General features: G+C 71.5%; 5 protein-coding genes. 1 reads left to right on the forward strand and 4 read right to left on the reverse strand.

The annotated features are described in order from the left end of the window. Positions 1-55: 55 nt before the first annotated feature. The gene (locus CRM73_RS17495) at positions 56-499 is read right to left on the reverse strand and encodes a hypothetical protein (protein ID WP_109222595.1); all 444 of its coding nucleotides are present in this window, start codon (positions 497-499) and stop codon (positions 56-58) included. A gap of 245 nt (positions 500-744) precedes the next feature. Between CRM73_RS17495 and CRM73_RS17500 the strand changes: the two genes are divergently transcribed. Next, complete coding sequence (locus tag CRM73_RS17500) at positions 745-1,182, forward strand: Rieske (2Fe-2S) protein (RefSeq protein ID WP_229588625.1); 438 nt, start codon at positions 745-747, stop codon at positions 1,180-1,182. 7 nt (positions 1,183-1,189) lie between these two features. Here CRM73_RS17500 and dxs read toward each other — a convergent pair whose 3' ends face one another. The 3 genes from dxs to CRM73_RS17515 form a co-directional block, all read right to left on the reverse strand. After that, a complete protein-coding gene (dxs, locus tag CRM73_RS17505; protein ID WP_017834183.1) occupies positions 1,190-3,229 on the reverse strand; it encodes a 1-deoxy-D-xylulose-5-phosphate synthase in 2,040 nt (679 codons plus the stop codon). Positions 3,230-3,396: 167 nt separating this feature from the next. Next, positions 3,397-6,222 (reverse strand): aconitate hydratase, encoded by a 2,826-nt coding sequence (locus CRM73_RS17510; RefSeq protein ID WP_017834182.1) that lies wholly within the window; start codon positions 6,220-6,222, stop codon positions 3,397-3,399. A 167-nt stretch (positions 6,223-6,389) separates the two neighbouring features. Further along, positions 6,390-6,611: a hypothetical protein gene (locus CRM73_RS17515; protein WP_370658564.1), complete on the reverse strand. Its 222-nt coding sequence runs from the start codon at positions 6,609-6,611 to the stop codon at positions 6,390-6,392. Between the last annotated feature and the right edge of the window lie 172 nt (positions 6,612-6,783).

The following is a 6,783-nucleotide window of genomic DNA, read 5'->3' on the forward strand; positions in this document are numbered from 1 at the left end:
CTCGCCCCGCGGCCCGCGCCCTGCGGCAGCGGTGCTGCGGGCGGGCGCCGGCGGGTCAGTGCTGCGTGTCGCCGGGGGCCGGGTGCGGCTCGGCCGGGTCCAGGGGGCTCTCCGGGGTCACCGGCTTCGCGTCCTGCAGGTCGGCGTAGCCGGTGGTCGAGGTCCCGGCGGTCGAAGCCCCCGTGGCGGCGGCACCGCTGGAGGATTCCGTGCCGGCCGAGGACCCGGAGACCTTCTCCTTGACGGACGAGGAGGCGTCGGCGGCCTTGGTGCCCACGGTGTCGGCGGCCTTCTTGGCGCTGTCGGCCAGCTTCCCGCCGACCACGGGCACCTCGGACTTCACCCAGTCGGTGCCCTCGGAGACCTTCTCCTGGACCTTGGGGTCGTGCCACGTCTTCACGGCGTTCTGCTTGAGGGCCTCGTAGCTCTTGCGGCCCGAGGCCGAGCCGACCACGAAGCCGACCCCGAATCCGGTGACGAAGATGAGTCGCTTGATCATGGTGCTGTCCTTCCGTCCGTCCCGGCGCGGCGGCCGGGCCCGAGGACGAGCCGGTCGTGCACGGCCCGTCCCGCTGACTGATGTCTTCATCATCCTACTGATGAACCGGCGCGGCGGACACCGGCCCCGTGCGGCTCCGCTCACAGCGATCACCGCACGGGGCGCCCTCGGGCAGGCAGCGCCCGGGGTGGGGCGCGGCGCCTAGACTGACGGCGGACCCGCACCCCGCCGTCGAGAGGACCCCGATGCCCGAGCGCCCGACCACCCCGTCCGCCCCGTCCCGGCGCACGGTCCTCGGCCTGGCCGGGGCCGGCTCCACCGTGGCGCTCACCGCGTGCGCCGCCGACGCCCCGCCGTCGACGGGCGGCGGCCCCGCCCCCGCAGCGTCCGGCCCCGTGGACGCGGGCGCCGTCGAGGACCTGCCGGTGGGCTCGGCGGTGAAGTTCGACCGGGACGGCGTACAGGCCGTCGTGAGCCGCCCGGACCCGGACACGGTCGTCGCGTTCTCCCCCGTGTGCCCGCACCAGGGGTGCATGGTGGCCCCGCAGGAGGAGCTCTACGTCTGCCCGTGCCACTCCTCGCAGTTCGACCTCACGACCGGCGAGGTCCTGGCCGGACCCGCCGAGTCCGGGCTGGAGCCGTACCCCGCGAGCGTGGCGGACGGGCGGATCCTGCTCGGCTGAGCGGGGCTCAGCCCCGGTGCGACCGAGGCAGCGAAGCCCCGCGGGCATCCTCGGCCGTGTCGGGCACGGCACCCTGGCCGGCGGCCGCGCCCTGCACCGGGCGCGCGTAGGGCACCCGGGTGCCGAGCACGGAGGCCAGCGTGTCCTGGGCCACGCGCTGGGCGGTCAGCCCGACCCGCGCGAGGACCTGGGAGCGGGAGCCGTGCAGGAGGAACTCCGTGGGCAGCCCCACCTCGTTGAGGGCGGTGTCGACGCCCGCCGCCCGCATCTCCTGGCGGATCCGGGAGCCGATCCCGCCGGCGCGCACGCCGTCCTCGACGACCACCACGATCCGGTGCTGGGCGGCGAGCTCGATGACCGAGGCCGGCACGGGCAGCACCCAGCGGGGGTCGACCACGGTGGAGGTGACGCCGTGGGCCTCGAGCCGGTCGGCCACGTCCAGCGCCAGAGCGCTCATGGCGCCGACGGACACGAGCAGGACGTCCCGGCGGGCGCCCTCGGTCCCGCTCTCGCCGCCGCGGCGCGCGAGCACGTCCACCCCGTCCGCCAGCCGCTCGACGGCCGGGACGGGGGCGCCCACGGCGCCCTTGGGGTACCGGATGACGGTGGGGGCGTCGTCGACGGCCACCGCCTCGCGCAGCTCCTCGGTCAGGGTGGGCTCGTCGCGCGGTGCGGCCAGGTGGAGCCCGGGCACGATCTGGAGCAGCGCGAGGTCCCACATGCCGTGGTGGCTGGGGCCGTCCGGGCCGGTGACCCCGGCCCGGTCGAGGACGACCGTGACGCCGGCCCGGTGCAGCGCCACGTCCATGAGGAGCTGGTCGAAGCCGCGGTTGAGGAACGTCGCGTAGAGGGCCACCACGGGGTGGAGGCCGCCGTAGGCCATGCCGGCGGCCATGGCGATGGCGTGCTGCTCGGCGATGCCCACGTCCACGACCCGGTCGGGGTGGGCGGCCTGCATCTTCTGCAGCCCCACGGGGATGAGCATGGCGCCGGTGATGCCGACGACGTCCTCGCGCTCGTCGGCGATCCGGGCGATCTCGTCGCGGAACACGGCCGTCCAGCTGCGCTCGGAGCTCGTGGCCGTGGAGCGTCCGGTGACGGGGTCGATGACGCCCACGGCGTGGAACTGGTCGTCCACGTTCGCGGTGGCGGGCCCGTAGCCGTGGCCCTTCTCGGTGATCGCGTGCACGATGACCGGTCCGCCGTAGTTCTTGGCGTTGCCCAGGGCCTGCTCGACGGCCTCGAGGTCGTGCCCGTCGACGGGGCCGACGTACTTCATGCCGAGGTCCTCGAAGATGCCCTGGGGCACCACGACGTCCTTGATGCCCTGCTTCATCCCGTGCAGACCGCGGTAGAACATCTCCCCGACGGGGCCGGAGTGCTTCAGCAGGTCCTTCACGGTCTCGAGGGTCTGCTCGTAGCGGCGGTCGGTGCGCACGGCGTCCACGCCCTGCTGCACGCTGGCCTGGAGCTCCGCGAGGTGGTTGGCGAAGCCGCCGACGGTCGGGGCGTAGGAGCGGCCGTTGTCGTTGACCACGATGACGACCTTGCGGTCGCGGTCGGAGGCGATGTTGTTGACGGCCTCCCAGGCCATCCCGCCGGTGAGCGCCCCGTCCCCCACCAGCACCACCGTGTGCCGGTCGTGCTGACCGGTCATCGCGTAGCCGCGCGAGATGCCGTCGGCCCAGGACAGGGAGGAGGACGCGTGGGAGGACTCGACGATGTCGTGCTCCGACTCGCGCCGGTCCGGGTAGCCGGCGAGACCGCCCTCCTGGCGCAGGGTCTCGAAGTTCTTGCGGCCGGTGAGCAGCTTGTGCACGTAGGACTGGTGCCCGGTGTCGAAGACGACGGAGTCCTTGGGCGAGTCGAAGACCCGGTGCACCGCGAGGGTCAGCTCGACGACGCCCAGGTTGGGTCCCAGGTGGCCGCCCGTCGCGGAGACGTGGGTGACGAGGAACTCGCGGATCTCCTCGGCCAGCCGGCCCAGCTCCGCGCGGCTCAGTCCCGCGAGGTCCTCGGGCCCGGACACCCGCTCCAGCACGCTCATGGTTTCTCCCGCAGTCCTCGGCGTCGTGGTCGCTCGCGCCGTCGGTCCCGGGGGGCCGGGGCGGCGCGCTCCCCCGATCCTACTCGTTCGCCCCGACAGGGCCGACGACGCGCAGGGGCCCGGTCCGTTCCCGGACCGGGCCCCTGCGTGCTGCGAACGCCCTGGGATCAGGACTTCGCGATGTTCCTGAGCACGTACTGCAGGATGCCGCCGTTGCGGTAGTAGTCCGCCTCGCCCGGCGTGTCGATGCGCAGGACCGCGTCGAACTCGACGGTGGAGCCGTCCTCCTTCGTGGCGGTGACCTTGAGCGTCTTCGGGGTGGTGCCCTCGTTGAGCCCGGTCACGCCCTGGATGTCGAAGGTCTCCGTGCCCTCCAGGCCGAGGGAGTCCGCGGACTCCCCGGCCGGGTACTGCAGCGGGAGCACGCCCATGCCGATGAGGTTCGAGCGGTGGATGCGCTCGTAGCTCTCGGCGATGACGGCCTTGACGCCCAGCAGGGAGGTGCCCTTCGCGGCCCAGTCGCGGGAGGACCCGGAGCCGTACTCCTTGCCGCCCAGCACGACCAGCGGGACGCCGGCCTCCTGGTAGTTGATGGAGGCGTCGTAGACGGCGGCCTGCGGGCCGCCCTCCTGCGTGAAGTCGCGGGTGTAGCCGCCCTCCACGCCGTCCAGGAGCTGGTTCTTGATCCGGATGTTGGCGAAGGTGCCGCGGATCATGACCTCGTGGTTGCCGCGGCGGGAGCCGTACGAGTTGAAGTCCTTGCGCTGGACCCCGTTCTCGATGAGGTACTTGCCGGCCGGGGTGTCGGACTTGAACGAGCCCGCCGGGGAGATGTGGTCGGTCGTGACCGAGTCGCCCAGCTTCAGCAGCACGCGGGCGCCCGTGATGTCCTCGACCGGGGTCGTCTCCATCGTCATGCCCTCGAAGTACGGGGGCTTGCGGACGTAGGTGGACTCGGGGTTCCACTCGAACGTCTTTCCGGTGGGGGTGTCCAGGTTCTGCCAGCGCTCGTCGCCGTCGAAGATGGTGCCGTACTCGCGGGTGAACATCTCCGTGTCGATGGACGCGTCGATGATCTTCTGCACCTCGGCCGGGTCCGGCCAGATGTCCTTGAGGTACACCTCGTTGCCGTCGGCGTCCTGGCCCAGGGACTCGCTCTCGAAGTCGAAGTCCATGTTGCCGGCCAGGGCGTAGGCGATGACCAGCGGCGGGGACGCCAGGTAGTTCATCTTCACGTCCGGGTTGATGCGGCCCTCGAAGTTGCGGTTGCCGGAGAGCACCGAGGTCACGGCCAGGTCGTTGTCCTGGATGGCCTGGGAGATCTCGTCCTCGAGGGGACCGGAGTTGCCGATGCAGGTGGTGCAGCCGTAGCCCACGATGAAGAAGCCGAGCTCCTCGAGCGCCGGCACCAGACCGGACTTCTCGTAGTAGTCGGTGACGACCTTCGAGCCCGGGGCGATCGAGGTCTTGACCCAGGGCTTGGCCTTGAGCCCCTTCTCGACGGCGTTGCGCGCCAGCACCGCGGCGGCCATCATGACCGACGGGTTCGAGGTGTTGGTGCACGAGGTGATCGACGCGATCGAGACCGCGCCGTGGTCGAGCTCGAACTCGCGGCCGTCGGGCATGGTCACGGGGACCTGCTTGCTCGGGCGGCCGTCCTCGGCGAAGGCGTGGTGCTCGCGCGGGCGGTCCGCCTCCGACTGGTGGTCGTCCGCGGTGTAGCCGGGGGCGTCCGAGGCCGGGAAGGACTGCGCCGCGACGTCGTCCACGGTGTCGCCGGAGGCGTTGTCGTCGACGTGCGTGGCGTAGTTCTTGATGTCCTCGTGGAACTGCGCCTTCGCGTCGGTGAGCGAGATGCGGTCCTGCGGCCGCTTCGGCCCGGAGATCGAGGGGACCACGGTGGAGAGGTCCAGCTCGAGGTACTCCGAGAAGGTGATCTCCTCGGACGGGTCGTGCCACATGCCCTGTTCCTTGACGTACGCCTCGACGAGGTCGATCTGCTCGTCGGAGCGGCCGGTCAGGCGCAGGTACTCGAGGGTGACGTCGTCGATCGGGAAGATCGCGGCGGTGGAGCCGAACTCGGGGCTCATGTTGCCGATGGTGGCGCGGTTGGCCAGAGGCACGGCGCCGACGCCCTCGCCGTAGAACTCGACGAACTTGCCGACCACGCCGTGCTCGCGGAGCATCTCGGTGATGGTCAGCACCACGTCGGTGGCGGTGGCCCCGGACGGGATCTGGCCGGTCAGCTTGAAGCCGACCACGCGCGGGATGAGCATGGAGATGGGCTGGCCGAGCATCGCGGCCTCGGCCTCGATGCCGCCCACGCCCCAGCCGAGCACGCCGAGCCCGTTCTCCATGGTGGTGTGCGAGTCGGTGCCCACGCAGGTGTCCGGGTAGGCGCGCAGCACGCCGTCGACCTCGCGGGTCATCACGACGCGCGCCAGGTTCTCGATGTTCACCTGGTGGACGATGCCCATGCCCGGGGGGACGACCTTGAAGTCGTCGAACGCCGTCTGGCCCCAGCGCAGGAACTGGTAGCGCTCCCCGTTGCGCTGGTACTCGATGTCCATGTTGATCCCGATCGAGTCCGAGGTCCCGAAGGAGTCGATCTGCACGGAGTGGTCGATCACGAGCTCGGCCGGGGCGAGCGGGTTCACGCGGGCGGGGTCGCCGCCGAGGTCCGCGATGGCCTCGCGCATCGTCGCGAGGTCCACGATGCAGGGCACGCCCGTGAAGTCCTGCATGATCACGCGACCCGGGGTGAACTGGATCTCGATGCTGGGCTCGGCCGTGGGGTCCCAGTTGGCCAGGGCCTCGATGTGCTCGGAGGTGATGTTGGCGCCGTCCTCGGTGCGCAACAGGTTCTCGAGCAGAACCTTCAGGCTGTACGGGAGCTTCTGCGCGCCCTCCAGCGTGTTCAGTCGGAAAATTTCGTATTCGGTGCCTTTGACGTCGAGTACGCCCTTGGCCCCGAAGCTGTCCACTGTGCTCATATGCGTGGAACTCCTCTCGCCACCGTCTTGGAAACGCCCGCGGGAGGACACCGGCGAAGGGCCGGAGGTTCTCCCGTGAACAGTCATCCGCCAGTGTAGCCCGTGTGAGCCCGGTGACTCCGAACGACTCCCGGCGGTCGCCGTCACGCAGCGGGCGGCGGCGTCCGTCAGGGCTCCAGGACCGCGAGCGTCTCGACGTGATGGGTGTTGGGGTACATGTCGAAGGCGCGCACCGACCGCACGTGCCACCCGGCGCGGCGGAACCGGCCCAGGTCCCGCGCCAGCGTGGCCGGATCGCACGCAAGGTACGCGATCCGGCGCGGGGCCAGCGCCACGAGCTGGTCCACGACGGTCCGCCCGGCGCCGGCCCGGGGCGGGTCCAGGACCACGACGTCGGGGCGGGCCGCGCCGCTCCGGGCCGGGCGGCCGTCCCGCGCCGGCCGGCGGGGAGCTCCGTCAGGGCGCCCCCGAAGGCCCCGGAGGCGGCGAGCACCAGGCCGGAGAGGACGAACGAGCGGCGCGAGAGAACCATGTTCTCAAAGGTAAACAGACCTGGTGGGA

The sequence above is a fragment of the Kocuria sp. CCUG 69068 genome, assembly GCF_020833785.1.
Taxonomy (GTDB): Bacteria; Actinomycetota; Actinomycetes; order Actinomycetales; family Micrococcaceae; genus Kocuria; species Kocuria rosea.